General features: G+C 59.3%; 17 protein-coding genes. 13 read left to right on the plus strand and 4 right to left on the minus strand.

The window, feature by feature from the left end; all coding sequences use genetic code 11:
• The 7 genes from ACOYNV_RS20915 to ACOYNV_RS20945 form a co-directional block, all read left to right on the plus strand.
• Nucleotides 1-1,351: citrate transporter (locus tag ACOYNV_RS20915; protein WP_422901746.1), on the plus strand; the 1,351-nt coding region annotated here is incomplete at its 5' end.
• Between the two features lie 280 nt (nucleotides 1,352-1,631).
• Entirely contained in the window at nucleotides 1,632-4,445 is a 2,814-nt protein-coding gene (locus ACOYNV_RS20920; RefSeq protein ID WP_422901747.1) for a monovalent cation/H+ antiporter subunit A, read from the plus strand.
• Complete coding sequence (locus ACOYNV_RS20925; protein ID WP_422901748.1) at nucleotides 4,445-4,780, plus strand: Na+/H+ antiporter subunit C; 336 nt, start codon at nucleotides 4,445-4,447, stop codon at nucleotides 4,778-4,780. The genes ACOYNV_RS20920 and ACOYNV_RS20925 overlap by 1 nt, the downstream gene beginning before the upstream one ends.
• A gap of 108 nt (nucleotides 4,781-4,888) precedes the next feature.
• A complete protein-coding gene (locus ACOYNV_RS20930) occupies nucleotides 4,889-6,553 on the plus strand; it encodes a monovalent cation/H+ antiporter subunit D (RefSeq protein ID WP_422901749.1) in 1,665 nt (554 codons plus the stop codon).
• Nucleotides 6,554-6,558: 5 nt separating this feature from the next.
• Nucleotides 6,559-7,050: a Na+/H+ antiporter subunit E gene (locus ACOYNV_RS20935; RefSeq protein ID WP_422901750.1), complete on the plus strand. Its 492-nt coding sequence runs from the start codon at nucleotides 6,559-6,561 to the stop codon at nucleotides 7,048-7,050.
• Nucleotides 7,044-7,313 (plus strand): K+/H+ antiporter subunit F, encoded by a 270-nt coding sequence (locus ACOYNV_RS20940; RefSeq protein WP_422901751.1) that lies wholly within the window; start codon nucleotides 7,044-7,046, stop codon nucleotides 7,311-7,313. The genes ACOYNV_RS20935 and ACOYNV_RS20940 overlap by 7 nt, the downstream gene beginning before the upstream one ends.
• A complete protein-coding gene (locus ACOYNV_RS20945) occupies nucleotides 7,310-7,645 on the plus strand; it encodes a Na+/H+ antiporter subunit G (RefSeq protein ID WP_422901752.1) in 336 nt (111 codons plus the stop codon). The genes ACOYNV_RS20940 and ACOYNV_RS20945 overlap by 4 nt, the downstream gene beginning before the upstream one ends.
• A gap of 22 nt (nucleotides 7,646-7,667) precedes the next feature.
• Here ACOYNV_RS20945 and ACOYNV_RS20950 read toward each other — a convergent pair whose 3' ends face one another.
• Nucleotides 7,668-8,012 (minus strand): hypothetical protein, encoded by a 345-nt coding sequence (locus ACOYNV_RS20950; protein ID WP_422901753.1) that lies wholly within the window; start codon nucleotides 8,010-8,012, stop codon nucleotides 7,668-7,670.
• Between the two features lie 134 nt (nucleotides 8,013-8,146).
• Between ACOYNV_RS20950 and ACOYNV_RS20955 the strand changes: the two genes are divergently transcribed.
• Together ACOYNV_RS20955 and ACOYNV_RS20960 are read left to right on the plus strand one after the other, a co-directional pair.
• A complete protein-coding gene (locus tag ACOYNV_RS20955) occupies nucleotides 8,147-9,040 on the plus strand; it encodes a recombination-associated protein RdgC (RefSeq protein ID WP_422901754.1) in 894 nt (297 codons plus the stop codon).
• Nucleotides 9,024-9,437 (plus strand): GIY-YIG nuclease family protein, encoded by a 414-nt coding sequence (locus ACOYNV_RS20960; protein ID WP_422901755.1) that lies wholly within the window; start codon nucleotides 9,024-9,026, stop codon nucleotides 9,435-9,437. Before ACOYNV_RS20955 ends, ACOYNV_RS20960 begins: the two co-directional genes overlap by 17 nt.
• 256 nt (nucleotides 9,438-9,693) lie before the next feature.
• Here the strand turns inward: ACOYNV_RS20960 and ACOYNV_RS20965 are convergent, their stop codons facing one another.
• Complete coding sequence (locus ACOYNV_RS20965) at nucleotides 9,694-9,975, minus strand: integration host factor subunit beta (RefSeq protein WP_422901761.1); 282 nt, start codon at nucleotides 9,973-9,975, stop codon at nucleotides 9,694-9,696.
• A 369-nt stretch (nucleotides 9,976-10,344) separates the two neighbouring features.
• Here ACOYNV_RS20965 and ACOYNV_RS20970 point away from each other — a divergent pair, with 369 nt between their 5' ends.
• Nucleotides 10,345-10,986: a hypothetical protein gene (locus ACOYNV_RS20970; protein ID WP_422901756.1), complete on the plus strand. Its 642-nt coding sequence runs from the start codon at nucleotides 10,345-10,347 to the stop codon at nucleotides 10,984-10,986.
• 6 nt (nucleotides 10,987-10,992) lie between these two features.
• Nucleotides 10,993-11,433, plus strand: a complete 441-nt coding sequence (locus tag ACOYNV_RS20975) for a GNAT family N-acetyltransferase (protein WP_422901762.1) — start codon at nucleotides 10,993-10,995, stop codon at nucleotides 11,431-11,433.
• Nucleotides 11,434-11,584: 151 nt separating this feature from the next.
• Here ACOYNV_RS20975 and ACOYNV_RS20980 read toward each other — a convergent pair whose 3' ends face one another.
• Nucleotides 11,585-12,241: a DsbA family protein gene (locus tag ACOYNV_RS20980; RefSeq protein ID WP_422901757.1), complete on the minus strand. Its 657-nt coding sequence runs from the start codon at nucleotides 12,239-12,241 to the stop codon at nucleotides 11,585-11,587.
• On the minus strand, nucleotides 12,238-12,693 hold the full coding sequence (locus ACOYNV_RS20985; RefSeq protein WP_422901758.1) for a disulfide bond formation protein B: 456 nt from the start codon (nucleotides 12,691-12,693) through the stop codon (nucleotides 12,238-12,240). The genes ACOYNV_RS20980 and ACOYNV_RS20985 overlap by 4 nt, the downstream gene beginning before the upstream one ends.
• A 238-nt stretch (nucleotides 12,694-12,931) precedes the next feature.
• On the opposite strand from ACOYNV_RS20985, the gene ACOYNV_RS20990 reads away from it, so the two are divergent.
• Both ACOYNV_RS20990 and ACOYNV_RS20995 read left to right on the plus strand, forming a co-directional pair.
• Complete coding sequence (locus tag ACOYNV_RS20990) at nucleotides 12,932-13,168, plus strand: hypothetical protein (RefSeq protein ID WP_422901759.1); 237 nt, start codon at nucleotides 12,932-12,934, stop codon at nucleotides 13,166-13,168.
• A 17-nt stretch (nucleotides 13,169-13,185) separates the two neighbouring features.
• On the plus strand, nucleotides 13,186-13,530 hold the full coding sequence (locus ACOYNV_RS20995; RefSeq protein ID WP_422901760.1) for a hypothetical protein: 345 nt from the start codon (nucleotides 13,186-13,188) through the stop codon (nucleotides 13,528-13,530).
• Nucleotides 13,531-13,653: the final 123 nt, after the last annotated feature.

The following is a 13,653-nucleotide window of genomic DNA, read 5'->3' on the forward strand; positions in this document are numbered from 1 at the left end:
AATGAATAGCGCATTTATCCGAGCGTGCTTCACCGCACTTGCTCTATCCGGAGTAGCACTCCCTGCCTGGGCTGGCGAATCAATCATGGTTGCCGGCATTCCGCTTGATTTCATACTTTTTGCGTGCACCTTGCTGGGTGTTGCGCTGTTTCACAACTCCACGCTCTACGTCGGACTCACCGGCCTGGTGACGATCACGCTTTACAAACTCATTTTCACCGGTTTCAAGACCGGTGATGGCCTGGCCGGTCTGGCAACTCACTTCCAGCACGAGTGGGTGGTGCTGGCCAATCTTTTCTGCCTGCTCATGGGCTTCGCCCTGCTCTCGCGCCACTTCGAAAAGAGCCACGTTCCGGCCATCCTGCCCAAGTATCTGCCCGACGACTGGAAGGGTGGCTTCGTCATGTTGATTATGGTCTTCGTACTTTCCAGTTTCCTCGACAACATCGCCGCCGCGCTGATCGGCGGCGCCATGGCGCACCAGTTGTTCAAGGCCAAAGTGCATGTCGGCTTCCTCGCGGCGATTGTTGCTGCCTCCAATGCCGGCGGCTCCGGCTCGGTGGTTGGCGACACGACAACGACGATGATGTGGATCGACGGCGTCAGCCCGGTTTCGGTATTTCACGCCTACGTCGCGGCCATAGTCGCTCTGGTCATCACTGCCTACTTCGGCGCCAAGCAACAGCACGCCTATTCGCCGATCATCAAGCATGTGCACAGCCACACCAGGGTCGACAAGCCACGGATCGGCATCGTTGTGCTGATTCTGGTCTTCGCCATCGTTACCAACATCGTGATCAATGTGAAATTCACCGCGCTGGCCGATGTTTTCCCCTTCATCGGCGTTGCCGTCTGGGTGGCGATATTTCTCTCCGTTCCAGTGCGCCGCCCGGACTGGGAACTGCTGCCGGAAACCTTCAAGGGATCGATCTTTCTGCTCTCGCTGGTCACCTGCGCGTCGATGATGCCGGTCGAGAAACTTCCGCCGGCGTCGGCCCTCGCCGCGCTTAGCCTGGGCTTTGTCTCGGCGGTATTCGACAATATCCCGCTCACCGCGCTGGCGCTCAAACAGGGTGGCTACGACTGGGGCGTTCTGGCCTATGCCGTCGGCTTTGGTGGTTCGATGATCTGGTTCGGTTCATCGGCCGGCGTGGCGCTCTCCAACATGTATCCGGAAGCCAAGTCGGTCGGCAACTGGCTGCGTCACGGCTGGCACGTCGCCCTGGCCTACGTCGTCGGCTTCGCCTTCCTCTACTTCACGATCGGCTGGAATCCGGACCCACCGCACAAGAACATTGGCAGCGTGCAGGTAGAGTCCGTAGCGCCTGGAGTGGCACCGGCCACGCATTAAATCAAGAATGTCTTCATCAACGACGCCACCCTCCGGGGTGGCGTTTTTGCGTCAGAGGCTGTGAAAAAATACCTGGCCCCCCACCGCAGAGGCGCAAAGGAGCAAAGGTTTCGCAAAGAAAACCCTTTGCAAACAAGGGGGGTTCTTCGCGTTTTCTTTGCCCCTTTGCGGCTTTGCGGTGGATTTTTGATTTTTTCACAGGCTCTCAGGGGTCATATCCGGGTCGTGGTTATAATCGAGACGTCGTCATTTCTTGCCCAACTTTCTTGATCAGACGCACTTGAATACCAGTTTCCACCTCTTTGCCATCCTGGCCGTGCCCTTGGTGGCCAGCCCGCTGCCGCTGCTGATGCAGCGCTGGGGGCGCCGCTATGCCGCGCTGGCGGCTGCGGTGGTGATGGCGACCTGCCTGATCCTGCTCTCGCCGCTGGTCGGGCCGGCCCTCGCGGGGCACGTCGAATTCGTCCGTCTGGCCTGGCTGCCGGCCTATGGTCTGGATTTCAGCCTGCGCCTTGATGGCCTCGGATTGCTCTTCTGTTTCCTGATTCCCGGCATCGGCCTGCTGGTCGTCCTTTACGCCTACTACTACCTGCCCGAAAGCGATGCACTCGGACGTTTTTACTCGCTGCTGCTGCTGTTCATGGCCGCCATGCTCGGCGTCGTGCTTTCGGAAAACCTGATTCTGCTGCTCGTCTTCTGGGAAATCACCAGTCTTTCATCGTTCCTTCTAGTCGCTTACAAACACGAACTGCACGACTCGCGCAGCGGCGCCAGCATGGCGCTGGCGGTCACCGGCGGCGGCGGACTGGCGCTGTTCGCCGGCATCCTGCTGCTCGGCCATATCGTCGGCAGTTACGAACTATCGGCGGTGCTGCAGGCTGGCGAGCGCATCCGGGTACACCCACTTTACGCCCCGACGCTGATCCTGATCCTGCTCGGGGCGTTCACCAAGTCGGCGCAGTTCCCCTTTCATTTCTGGCTGCCCAACGCCATGGCCGCGCCGACGCCGGTATCGGCTTACCTGCATTCGGCGACCATGGTCAAGGCCGGCGTCTTCCTGCTCGCCCGGCTGCATCCGGCGCTGGCCGGCAGCGAACTATGGTTCTGGCTGGTCAGCGGCACCGGGGCAATGACCCTGGTCTATGCGGCGGCGACAGCATTTTTTCGCCACGACATCAAGGGGCTTCTGGCCTATTCGACGATCAGCCATCTCGGCCTGATCACCCTCCTGTTCGGGCTGGATACGCCGCTGTCGGTCGTTGCCGGCGTTTTCCACATGATCAACCACGCCATTTTCAAGGCTTCGCTGTTCATGGCTGCCGGTGTCGTGGACCACGAATGCGGCACACGCGACATGCGCCGCGTCAACGGCATGTTCCGCTACATGCCGATCACCGCAACGCTGGCCATCGTCGCCGCCGGCTCGATGGCCGGCGTACCGCTGCTGAACGGCTTCCTGAGCAAGGAAATGTTTTTTGCCGAGACAGTGGATTACCCGGCTTTCGAGCAGATGCGCTGGCTGCTGCCGCTTTTTGCCACTGTCGCCGGCATGCTGGCGGTGGCTTACTCGTCACGCTTCATCCACGACATTTTTTTCAACGGCGAACCGGTTGATCTGCCCCGAAAACCACACGAACCGCCGCGCTGGATGCGCGCGCCGATCAAGGTGCTGGTCATACTGTGCTTGCTGGTCGGTATTTTCCCGAACTGGAGCGTGGCCCCCATTCTCGCTGCGGCGGCCGCCGCCACCCTGCAAACTCCCCTGCCCGCCTACCAACTGGCTTTATGGCATGGCTTCAACCAGCCTTTCATCATGAGTCTGCTGGCGCTGGGCGGTGGTGTCCTGATCTATGCGCTGCGCGCGCCCTTGTTTGCCTGGTATGAGACAAGGACACACCGCCAGGTGCTACTGATCTTCGAGCGTTTTTTTGTAACCATTACCCGACTCTCCGGGAAAATCGTGGCGAAAATCGACAACGGCTCGCTGCAGCGCTATAGCGCGTTGTTATTTATCTTTGTTCTGCTGCTTGGCGCCTGGAGCAGTTGGTCGGGTTGGTCGGTGACCGGTGAAGCCGTTGCCTACCAGACTCAACCCGCCGACGCACCCGCGCTGCTGGCTTTCGCCGCCCTCGCAGTGGCCGCCCTCGGCGCCACTTTCCTGCATCGGCAGCGCTTGCTGGCGATCGTGCTGGTCAGCGTTGTTGGCCTGGTCGTAGCCCTGACCTTCGTGCGCTTCTCCGCCCCCGACCTGGCCTTGACGCAAATGGCCGTGGAAGCAGGAACCATCCTGCTCATGCTGCTGGTGCTTTACTACCTGCCGCAGAAAAACAGGCCGGAAACCGGCAAGACCCGGAATTACCGTGACCTGCTGATCGCGCTAAGTGCAGGTGGCGGCCTCGGCTGGGTCAGTTGGCAGATGCTCGGCACACCCTTTGAAACAATCTCCGGCTTCTATCTCGAGCACTCGCTCCTGGGTGGGGGCGGCGCCAATGTGGTCAACGTCATCCTGGTCGACTTCCGTGGCTTTGACACGCTGGGAGAAATCACCGTGCTGGCCATGGTGGCGCTGGCCGCCCATGTGCTGCTTGATGGTCTGGTGCTGAAGGCGCCTACCCGCGATAGCGAAGGACGCTTGTGGTCGACAGAAGCCAATTCGCTCCTGCTCACGATGATGATGCGCCCGCTGCTGCCGCTGGCGCTCACCGTATCGGTCTTCGTTTTCATGCGTGGGCACAACGTTCCGGGTGGCGGCTTCGTCGCCGGGCTGATCACCGGGGTGGCGCTGGTCATGCAGTATCTGGCCAATGGCATCAGCCTCACACAGCCGCTGATGCCGCGCCACCCGCCGCGCCTGCTCGCGTTTGGGCTGTTCATGGCGTGCGGTATCGGGCTGGCGAGCGTGTTCCTGGGCCGTCCCTTCCTGACCAGCGCACATGGTCATGTTCACCTGCCTTTGCTCGGTGACGTCGAGCTGGCTACCGCCATGGTCTTTGATCTCGGGGTGTATGTGGTGGTGGTGACTGTGGTGCTGACGGTGCTCTCCGAACTCGGTCGCCTTTCGCTGCGCGCGCATTCAGAGGGCGGTGGCCACTGATGGAACTGCTCGTCGCCATGGCCATCGGCCTGCTCACCGCCTGCGGCATCTATCTGGTGCTGCGCGAACGCACCTTCCCGGTCATCCTCGGACTTTCGCTGCTTTCCTATGCCGTCAATCTGTTCCTGTTCGCCAGTGGGCGGTTGCGCATGGATGCGCCGCCGCTGATCCGCGCCGGCGCAATTTATACCGACCCGCTGCCGCAGGCGCTGGTACTCACCGCCATCGTCATCGGCTTCGGCATGACCGCCTACCTGGCCATGCTGGCGCTGCGCGCCCTTTCGGAATCGGGTGATGATCACGTTGATGCCCGAGACGAAGAGGACAGGCCATGAACCTAGAAAAGGCAGTTGACCACAGCGAACACAGCGGAAAAACAATGAAAAACGGAGACTTTACGCCGTGCCCGCCGTGTTCGCTGTGGTTAAACTGAGGTTTTAAGGATGAACCAGCACGCGCCGATCCTGCTTATCCTCATCCCTTTTCTCGCCGCGCTGCTGCAATTGCTGCAGCCGCGCCTGCCGTTCCAGCGGGCTATTGGCCTGCTGGCCAGCCTGCTTGGCGTCGCCGCGACGGTATGGCTGACCTTGCTTGCCGACGACGGCATGCTGCGCGTTTATGCCCTGGGTGGCTGGTCGGCTCCGTTCGGCATTGTCCTCGTGGCAGATCGTCTTGCCGCTGGAATGACGCTGCTGACAACCTTGCTTGGCTTGTGTTGCCTGCTCTACGCCAGTGGCGGATTCGATGCCAGGGGCCGCTTTTTCCATCCGCTTTTCCAGTTGCAGATCCTTGGGCTGAACGGCGCCTTCCTGACCGGCGACCTGTTCAACCTGTTCGTCTTCTTCGAGATCATGCTGCTCGCCTCCTACGCCCTGCTGGCGCAGACCGGCGGCCTGGCGAGAACACGTGCGGAGATCGCCTACGTCGTCCTCAACCTGCTCGGTTCAAGTATTTTCCTGATCGGCCTCGGCCTGCTCTACGGCACGCTGGGGACGCTCAATCTGGCCGATGTCGCCTATCGGCTGAGCCTGCCGGGAATCCTGGTGCCGGGGGTGCGACTGGCGCTGGTGCTGCTGGTTTCGGTGTTCGTCCTCAAGGCCGCCCTGCTACCGCTTTCGTTCTGGCTGCCGCACACCTACGCCGCCGCACCGGCGCCGGTTGCCGCCCTGTTTGCCATCATGACCAAGGTCGGGATTGTCGCCCTGCTGCGACTTCAGGTCATCGCCATTTACCCCGCACAACCGGATCTGCTTGATGGCTGGCTGACCACGCTGGCACTGGCTACGGTGCTGTTCGCCGTACTCGGTGCGCTGGCGGCAAAAAACATGAAGATGCTTGCGGCCTGGCTGGTTCTGCTCTCCGCCGGCACCCTGCTGGTCGTCCCGGCGCAGGCCAGCGCCGAAGTCAGCGCGGCCGGGCTGTTCTACCTGGTGCACTCGACCTTCGCCGGCGCCGCATTCTTCCTGCTCGCTGATGTCATCGCCGAGCAACGCGGAGCGGCTGGAAACGCCTTCGTTCCCGGTCAGAACCGGCTACCGGCATGGAGTGGAATCGCCTTCCTGATGGTGGCGATGACGTTGGTCGGCCTGCCCCCGTTTTCGGGTTTTATCGGCAAGTTGATGTTGCTTGACGCCCTGCGTGGAGTCGAAGCCGGAGTCGTCATCTGGGCGGTTCTGCTGAGCGCATCTCTTCTGGTGATGATGGCACTGGTACGCGGTGGCAGCACGCTGATCTGGGAAAACGGGCCGAGCGCCTGTGAAAATATCAAGAATCCACCGCAGAGCCGCAAAGGCGCAGAGAAAACGCAAAGGAAATCCCATGTTTTTAAAGGTTTTCTCTGCGAAATCTTTGCGCCTTTGCGGCTCTGCGGTGGGTGTTCCGGCATTTCTTCACAGCCTCCGGGCAATGCAGACTCCCCAAAAATCGGCTGGCGCCGCCTCGGCGCAATGCTCTGCCTGATAGCTGCCGGCCCATTGCTGGCACTATTCGTGCAACCGATTGCCGGCTACGCACAACGTACCGCCACCCAACTCCACGACGCCAACGCCTACATCCACGGCGTCCTCGGAAACGATCCGGCTTCGATTCAGCGAGAAAGCAGGGAGTAGTTGCCATGCTCAATCGACTCATCCCGCGCCCGGTTCTCTCACTTACGGTCTTGCTGCTCTGGATCGCCATCACCAATGCCGCATCGCTCGGCCTGCTGCTGCTTGGCGGGGTGCTGGCGGTGCTAATTCCGCGCCTGACCGACCCTTTCTGGCCGAAGGCGCCACGGCTGGTTCATCCGCTGCGTGCGCTGCGCTTTCTCGGAATGTTTGTGCTGGATATCGTCGTTGCCAACTGGGACGTTGCCCGTCGTGTCATCGGGCCACTCGACAAGCTCTCGCCCGCCCTGGTTGAAATCCCGCTCGACCTGCGCGATCCATTCCTGGTGGCGCTACTCGGCAGCATCGTTTCGCTGACTCCGGGCACGGTCTCCATCGACATCGACGAGAAGCACTGGGTGCTTCTCGTTCACGCGCTTGACGCACCCGACCCACAAGCGCTGATCGAAGAAATCAAAAATCGCTACGAAGCGGCGCTCAAGGAGATGTTTGCATGCTGATACAGGCCATCGAAATCGCTGCTGCCCTGATCGGACTGGCCATGATCCTGAGTTTCTGGCGACTGTTGCGCGGTCCCGACATCCTCGACCGCATCCTCGCACTCGACACCCTGACCATCAACGCCATCGCCCTGCTCGTTCTCTTCGGCCTGCATACCAACAGCACCACCTACTTCGAGTTGGCGCTACTGATGGCGATCATGGGATTTGTCGGCACCGTTGCCTTGTGCAAGTACCTGCTGCGCGGAGACCTCATCGAATGAACGTTTTCACCGAAACCCTGGTGTCCGCGCTGGTTGTCATCGGCGCGCTATTCGTGCTGTTGGGGTCGTACGGTCTGGCGCGCCTGCCGAATTTCCTGATGCGCCTGCATGCGCCGACGAAAGCGACCACCCTCGGCGTCGGCGCCCTGCTGCTGGCCTCGGCGATCTACTTCACGGTTACAGGACCAGAGGTCAGCCTGCACGAAGCGGCCATCGTCCTGTTTCTGCTGATCACCGCGCCGGTGACGGCACAGTTGCTGGCCAAGGCGGCGCTGCACCGGGAGGGGAAAAGCGGGAATAAAAAAACAGGATTTGCGGAAAAATCTGTTTAAGAGATTCGGGGTGTATGGGCAATCAACTGTTGCCGGGCGTTTCAACGGGGCGTTTGACGCGCCGATGCTGCCGTTTTGGCTGACGACCATCCGACCGCCCCTCCTGCGGGCGCCCTTCCTGCGGTGGCCGCGTATCCGGCCTTGGGCCGTTGTTCTTTACACCCTGATTACGGTCGGGGCGACGAACCTGCGGCGACGACCCCAGCCGCCTCTCCGGCTGCTGCCGGTCCGACTCACGATTTCCGGGTGCCGTACGGATTTCGAGTTCGTTCAACTCATCCCATTGTTCATCGGTGCGATCCCGCTCAGGGATGGCAGTCAGTTCGCGAATCCGACGGCGCGGATCAATAGGTTCTGGATCATTCATGTCGACATTATGAACTACACCACCGCCCTCATTCAATACTCCGAAGAAATCAAGCACGCTGAAAAATTCAAAACGATCTATTTAGCGCCTCTTTCAGCCCTATAATCCTTTTCTTTTTTTTGAGTCCTCCCCTCATGTGGTTCAGAAACCTCCAACTCTATCGCCTGCCAAAAAACTGGGCAAGCGACACCAGTAAACTTGAAGAACAGCTTTCAACCCTGACGCTGCAACCCTGCAGTGCCACTGATTTGCAGAGCATCGGCTGGGTACCGCCGCGCGATGGAGGCACGCTTGTCCATGCCGTCAACCAGCAGTGGTTAATGGCCCTCGGCGTCGAACAAAAACTGCTGCCCGCCTCGGTGGTCAAGCAGTTTGCCGATGATCGGGCGAAAGCGATCGAGGAGGCCGAAGACCGCCGCGTTGGCCGCAAGGAGATGCGCGAACTTCGCGAATCGATGACCATCGAACTGCTGCCGCGTGCCTTCATTCGTCGTCGCACCACCTTTGGCTGGATCGATCCAATTAACGGCTGGCTGATCATCGACGCCGCCTCCCCGGCCAAGGCCGAGGAGTTTCTTGAGCATCTGCGCAAATCCGTCGATTCTCTGCCGGCCAAATTGCTCCAGGTCACCCAATCGCCCTCGGCGGCAATGACTGGCTGGGTTGCCGATGGCGAGGCGCCGAGCGGCTTCACCCTCGACCAGGATCTCGAATTGCGCTCCGCTGAAAACGCGACGGTACGCTATGTCAAGCACACGCTGGAAGGCGAGGAAATCCGCCAGCATATCGCTGCCGGCAAGGTCGTGACGCGACTGGCCATGACCTGGGGCGACCGCATTTCCTTTCTGCTCAACGAAAACCTGCAGATCAAGCGCCTTGCCTTCCTCGACATTCTCAAGGAACAAGCCGATGGTCAGGCAGAGAACGAAGATGAACGCTTCGACATCGATTTCACGCTGATGAGCGGCGAAGTCGCACGTCTGCTTGATGATCTGCTCGAAGCGCTGGGTGGTGAGCTGGTCAAGTAAACCTGCACGCCTGCGACCAGCCCGTCGAGCCATCAAGGTGCCAAAAAGCTCATCCGTTGAGCTAGAGATACCCCGGCAAGTCCCGTGGTTCCTTTATCTGATCGAATGTCTTGACGGCAGCATCTACACCGGCATCACGACCGACGTTGCGGCGCGCTACGCCGCACACGCCTGCGGCAATGGCGCCCGCTACACACGCTCGCACCCGCCGGCCAGACTTCTCGCCAGCGTTGAATACCCGGACCACTCCAGCGCACTGAAGGCCGAATACCGGGTCAAACAACTGAAATCCGGGGCGAAGCGTAGATTCGTTACCGAATTGTCTTTAAGCGCGACCGGGTTCACGGCCGCCAATATCACTGAGAGTCTTTGGAAAAAGGCTATCCGGATTCCATGATCAATTCGCGCATGGTGTTGTGCAACGCAACAAGTTTATAGTCGGCGGGTATGTTGTACGGTGAAGCCGAATGGCGGCCATAGAACCTGGCACACTCCATTTTCTTGGCTCACGGTCGGCTTCGAGGCGGTTGCCGTCAGCCAGCCTCGAAAACTGAACGACTAGAATCAGTTGAAGCAGATCTTGAGGTATTACCGTTTCGTCATCCTTGATTTTCGTCCGAGGGAATTCGAAGTGGTCATACAGGGACCGATCCTCACGGCTGATCGACGCGCTCCGTCATTTCCTTTCCCGCCTTGAAGAGGGGGACGTGCTTCCCGGGAACCTCCACCGTCTCACCGGTACGGGGATTGCGTCCGGTGCGAGGCGGATGATGGTTGAGCGCGAAGCTGCCGAAGCCACGGATCTCTATATGACCCCTTCCCCACAGGGTCGCGGCCATCCGCTCTAGGATCACCTTGACCGCAAACTCCGTATCCTTCGCCGCCAGTTGAGGGAAGCGTACCGCCAGCCGGTCGATCAAGTCGGAACGTGACATCGATAGCCCTTTCAGTAGAGTAGCCAAGCCCCAGCGTCTCCGAGCCCGAGGTGGCCTTGACACCATTTTCATAGTATAGATTCCTACACTCGACCATTTTTCATGACGGGTGGCCGAAATGATCAGCGCGGGTAGGCAAAGAAGCCCGCCGGCGGCGGTTTGACATAACGCCTGTCGTATGCGACCGCACGTCAACGGGCGTCGGAAATTTCGAGGATTCCGGCTTACACCTCCTGTCTGTTGCCCTGAAAACGAGAAACGAGGAGTGTTTCTCAGGGCAACAGACAGGAATCGGGGGCGGATTCGGGCGCTACGATCGGAAATTCACGCTTGACCTGGGTCATTCGACGCACGGATACTTCAGTGAATGTGGTTGAATTTCCTATCCTTGACCCCGGCTTAGCTAGACCGCGCAACCCGAACGCTACTCGTTCAGCATGTCGGCTGGACGCCACGAAGGATGACATGGCACTGACCCTGGAGCCAGATTGCACACTCGCGGATTACCGTGAGCGCTATGCGCGCATCGGGCTGACAACGCTGCTGCAGGACGCAGCTTATGGCCTCGCGATGGCTCGCGCTCAGGCGCTATCCGTGCGCCGGCTGGTGATCCGCGACGGAAACGACGAACTTGGCGTCGTGCAGGTTCTGGAAAAACACGCACTGGGCGGCGCAATCGGCGTGCTTATGATGGACCGCGGCCCACTCTGGCTCCCGGACAGCGGCAGCGATGTCCGCATGTGCGAATTTTTCCGAGCTTTTGCACGCCTCTGGCCGCGTCGCTTAGGACGCAAACGACGCGTTATCCCCGAGTGGCCCCGCTCGGCGGAAAACGGCCGCGCGCTGACTCTGGCGGGCTATCGCGCGATCGATGCCGATGCGGCAGGCCTGCCCCGCGAAGGCTATGAAACCTATCTGCTTGGTCTCGATGCAGATCAGGCGCTGCAGCGGGCGCGTCTGCTCCCACGCTGGCGCGCGGGGCTGTTGCGGGCGGAAAGACACGAGGCTTAAGGACGCCTGCGTTTCGACTGGCCACGGCCGGCAACAGTCATCGCCGACCTGGTGCAGCGTCACGTGGCGCATCGCGAACAGGCCGGCTTTCGTGGCATGGAAAGTGCCCAACTGAATCGCCTGCTGGTCGATTATGCAAAGGCCGACAGCCTGCTGGTCGGTCTGGCATATGACGATGCGACAGGAAGGGCCGCCGGTCCGTGCTCTGCGCTCGCGCTGCTGTGTCACGGCAGCACGGCGACCTACCAACTGGCGTGGAACGATTCCTGCGGACGAGCGCTGGGGGCCAACAACGGCCTGCTCTGGGCTGGCATGGAGAAGCTGCGCGCCTGTGGTGTGCGCCACCTCGATCTGGGCGAACACAGCGGCCACCACACACCGGGGCTTCAGCGCTACAAGGCCGGCCTGTGCGGATACGCACTGCAGTTGATTGGCATGTATGAATGAGGCAATGCGAGTCAGAAGCCAGAGCGCGCCATTCTGGTGGCTGGGGGTGCTAATCATTGATTTTGACCGCTTTTTGCGCAAGATTAGTGCACGATGTCATCTGACCGGGATGGGTCGCTATGCAAACTCTTGCATAGCGGTCAGCGCTCGCTTAACGGGCGCGAGTCTCCGTTAGTGCCTGATCAACCAGATACTTCAACTGCTCAAAGCCAAAGCTGGGCAACGGTTTGCCGTTGACGAAGTATTCTGGAGTCATGGTGATTTTCAATGCTTTCGCGTCGGCGAGATCCTGCGCAATCACGGTGGCGATCTCTGGGGATGTCATATCGAAGGCCAGTTGTTCCATGTTGAGCCCGACGCCTTCAAGGTGCTTCCACGCCCTATCCACGTTGGCCGTGTGGTTCTGCGCCCAGTCGGCCTGGTTGGCCAACAGCGTTTCGAGCGCTGGCCAGAACTTGCCCTGCCGACGTGCGGCTTCGAGTGCCGCAACAACCTTGTCTGAACCCTTGTGGAACGGTGCTTGGCGCAGCACGAGGCGAATCTGGCCGGGATGGGCGGCCATCAGTTGTTTGACCATCGGATAAAACTCCCGGCAGGTTTCGCACGCCGGATCAAGGAATTCGACGATGACGACCGGCGCGTCCGCCTTGCCGAGAGTTGGCGAATGCATGCGGATCAGGATAGCGCGATTGGCTTCGGCCATCCGATTGGCCTCTTTTTCCTGCTGGTTCTTGTAGAACAGCGCGCCGGCGACAAAAACCAGCAGCAGGATGATCGCGGAGACGAAAAAAACGGTTTTCTGTTTCATTTGGAGCCTTTGAGGTGGGTTACCAACAGCAATACGGCGATCAGTGAAAACGACACCACGGACAGGAACGGGATGGTTACGAAGCCGAACCAGACAGCCTGTACATCGGAACACGGAACACCCTGCTGACAGGGCTTGATGGCCTGGGGTACCCAGCCGGCGATGAGCGCCAGATGAAAGAGCGCCAGCCCCCAGCCCGCCGCTGCCAGTGGCAGTGCATAGCGTACGACGCGCTGATCGAAGGGAAACAGCCCGGCTACGAGCACGAAAACGAGTGGAAACATGGCAATCCGTTGGTACCAACAGAGCACGCAGGGCGTGTAGCTCATCACTTCGCCGAAAAACAGCGAGCCGAGTGTCGAGACGCTGGCGATCAGCCAGGCGCCGAACGTCAGCGTCCATCCGACGGGTACCTTTTTTGAGAGGAAATCAGGACGTTCTGATGGATTCATGGGCGACTGAAATAAGCCTGATAACATCCGTTGCAAAATCTCGAGCCGTTCGGCACAAGCACTGCGCGAGTCGTTTAATGGACTATACCTGAACGCGCTACTTGCGCAGCAAGCGAAGGCCACTTAACACGACCAGCAGACTCCGCTGCCTACCAGCCATCAAGCAGTAGAGTTCGATATTGTAGTTTGTAGGCTCCAGTAGGCACTGAGACGTCACACGCTGAATTATTAGGCACTTTTGAACCTCAATCTCTGGCCACAAAATGACATTTGGAATTTAAAGCCAGTAGCCGGAACTGGTAGTGCAGCGGCCATCCAGCATTTGGCTGGTCGAAAACCAGGATTTTCGTTTCGAGCTTCAGCTGCTCAAAAAACCGAATTTGCGCTTTTGAACCATCACTGGCAAAAAACAAAAGCTGAAAAAATTGTTCAGGTTACGTTCAGGTTCGGTTTGGCAAAGTGGCATTTTCAATAATAAATTTGGAGTTCGTGATGCCTGTATTGAAAAAATGCAAGCTCTTCCCAATTATTGGATTACTCGGATTGCTGGTCACCAACGCCCATGCTGAATCTCCCCCATTCGAGTCATGCGAACAAATTAGAGAGCTAATCAGGGCCCAAACCGGCTTGCTGCCCAAGTCCGATACTGCATTGCTTCAAAAGCTGGGGGTACGTCAGGAATGCGGCTTTACGGCGGCAGAGGTGTATCGGGCAGCTTATGGTGATAGGCCGATACCACAAGGGGAAGGCCGTGACAGGCATTCCAAGCATCAAGATGATGATGATTGTGATGCTGGTGGGACACCCCGCGAAAAATCGTCTTTCCAAATCAAGTAGTGCCGAAAGTAAAACCCTGAAGGAGTAGCAAATGAAAAAGACATTCATGGCAGTTTTTGCGCTGGTTATGGCGCTTGGCCTGAGCGTGGGCAGTGCTGAAGCCGCACGCATGGGCGGTGGAAA

Source organism: Propionivibrio sp., assembly GCF_049316945.1.
Taxonomy (GTDB): Bacteria; Pseudomonadota; Gammaproteobacteria; order Burkholderiales; family Rhodocyclaceae; genus Propionivibrio.

Excerpts from the sequence above, each read along its gene's own strand:
- ACOYNV_RS20925 (WP_422901748.1), top strand. The coding sequence starts at position 4,445 with ATGGAACTGCTCGTCGCCATGGCCATCGGCCTGCTCACCGCCTGCGGC.
- ACOYNV_RS20930 (WP_422901749.1), top strand. The coding sequence starts at position 4,889 with ATGAACCAGCACGCGCCGATCCTGCTTATCCTCATCCCTTTTCTCGCC.
- ACOYNV_RS20935 (WP_422901750.1), top strand. The coding sequence starts at position 6,559 with ATGCTCAATCGACTCATCCCGCGCCCGGTTCTCTCACTTACGGTCTTG.
- ACOYNV_RS20940 (WP_422901751.1), top strand. The coding sequence starts at position 7,044 with ATGCTGATACAGGCCATCGAAATCGCTGCTGCCCTGATCGGACTGGCC.
- ACOYNV_RS20945 (WP_422901752.1), top strand. The coding sequence starts at position 7,310 with ATGAACGTTTTCACCGAAACCCTGGTGTCCGCGCTGGTTGTCATCGGC.
- ACOYNV_RS20950 (WP_422901753.1), bottom strand. The coding sequence starts at position 8,012 with ATGAATGATCCAGAACCTATTGATCCGCGCCGTCGGATTCGCGAACTG.
- ACOYNV_RS20955 (WP_422901754.1), top strand. The coding sequence starts at position 8,147 with ATGTGGTTCAGAAACCTCCAACTCTATCGCCTGCCAAAAAACTGGGCA.
- ACOYNV_RS20965 (WP_422901761.1), bottom strand. The coding sequence starts at position 9,975 with ATGTCACGTTCCGACTTGATCGACCGGCTGGCGGTACGCTTCCCTCAA.
- ACOYNV_RS20980 (WP_422901757.1), bottom strand. The coding sequence starts at position 12,241 with ATGAAACAGAAAACCGTTTTTTTCGTCTCCGCGATCATCCTGCTGCTG.
- ACOYNV_RS20985 (WP_422901758.1), bottom strand. The coding sequence starts at position 12,693 with ATGAATCCATCAGAACGTCCTGATTTCCTCTCAAAAAAGGTACCCGTC.
- ACOYNV_RS20995 (WP_422901760.1), top strand. The coding sequence starts at position 13,186 with ATGCCTGTATTGAAAAAATGCAAGCTCTTCCCAATTATTGGATTACTC.